Source organism: Streptomyces sp. NPDC037290, from assembly GCF_055603245.1.
Window position 1 is genome coordinate 1 of record NZ_JBVJVZ010000143.1, and the last position, 1,368, is coordinate 1,368.

Annotated in this window: 2 protein-coding genes; both read right to left on the reverse strand. The window is 70.1% G+C overall.

Translation table 11 applies throughout. The annotated features are described in order from the left end of the window. Positions 1-699, reverse strand: a 699-nt coding sequence (locus ACZ7HQ_RS45500; RefSeq protein ID WP_471003527.1) for an amidophosphoribosyltransferase, incomplete at its 3' end; no start/stop codon positions are given. A 331-nt stretch (positions 700-1,030) separates the two neighbouring features. After that, positions 1,031-1,368: META domain-containing protein (locus ACZ7HQ_RS45505; RefSeq protein ID WP_471003530.1), on the reverse strand; the 338-nt coding region annotated here is incomplete at its 5' end.

The window sequence follows — 1,368 nt, forward strand, 5'->3', positions numbered from 1 at the left end:
GATGTCGAGTGCGGCGGACTCCGAAGCGACCACCCAGCCGCGCTCCAGCCGGCCGAGCACCAGCGGGCGGATGCCCTGTGGGTCGCGGGCGGCGTAGAGCGTGTGCTCGTCCATGAAGACGAGCGAGAAGGCGCCCTTCACGTCGGGGAGCACCTTGGCGGCGGCTTCCTCGATGGTGAGCGGCTTGTCGTTCTCGTCGCGCTGTCCGGCGAGCAGCGCGGTCACCAGGTCGGTGTCGTTGGTCGCGGCGACCTGGGTGGCGCGACCGTCCTTGCGCGGGAGGTCGGCGACCATCTCCGCGAGCTGGGCGGTGTTGACCAGGTTCCCGTTGTGGCCGAGGGCGATCGAGCCGTGCGCGGTGGCACGGAACGTCGGCTGCGCGTTCTCCCACACCGAGGCACCGGTGGTGGAGTAGCGGGCATGACCGACCGCGATATGGCCCTGGAGGGAACCCAGAGACGTTTCGTCGAAGACCTGCGAGACCAGTCCCATGTCCTTGAAGACCAGGATCTGGGACCCGTTGCTCACTGCGATGCCCGCGGATTCCTGTCCGCGGTGCTGCAGGGCATACAGTCCGAAATAGGTGAGCTTGGCGACCTCTTCACCCGGAGCCCAGACACCGAAGACGCCGCAAGCGTCCTGGGGGCCTTTCTCTCCGGGGAGCAGGTCGTGGTTGAGTCGTCCATCACCACGGGGCACGGCACCGAGTGTAGGCGAGATCGACCACTGGTCCGAATTGGGGACCGGGCGGCAAACGCGCGGTGGAGCACGGGGAAGGGGCCCGCCCGCCGCCCGGGGCGGGCGATTCGCGGGACTTCGGTCGGTGACCCTGCGTGATGCCCGCCCGGAGGGTGCGGAGCGCCCGGGACGGACGCGGCGCTCACTTCCGGGCCGAGCGGCTGGTTACCGACGGGTAGCCCTGCTGGGCGGCGGGCGAGTGACCGTGGCGCTCGGTGAACCCGGCCGATCTTGGTCTGGGCCGCTGGCCGAACGCTCGTTTCGTGGTGAGCCTCACACCGGGGAGCCGGGTTCAGCCGTGCTGGGAGCTGTTTTCGGCCCCGGCGGGTGCGGCCGTGGCACCGATCCCCTTGCCGTCGTCGGCAGCGAGGGTGAGCGTGCTGCCCTTGATCGTGTACGTCTTCGTGCCCTTGAGGGCGGCGAGCACGGCGCGCTCCGTCTCCATCTCGGCCCCCGGGCACATCTTGCGGGTGCTGACCGTGGGCCCGAAGACGACCGTGGAGCCCTTGACCGTGGCCTTGCCGCTGAAGGAGTTGCAGCCGGCGTTGCCGCGTACGGTGCCGTCCTCGGCGAAGGTCAGGTGCGGCGTCCGCTCCTTCGGCAGGTCCGCCGGCACGGTGGTGGCGGTCT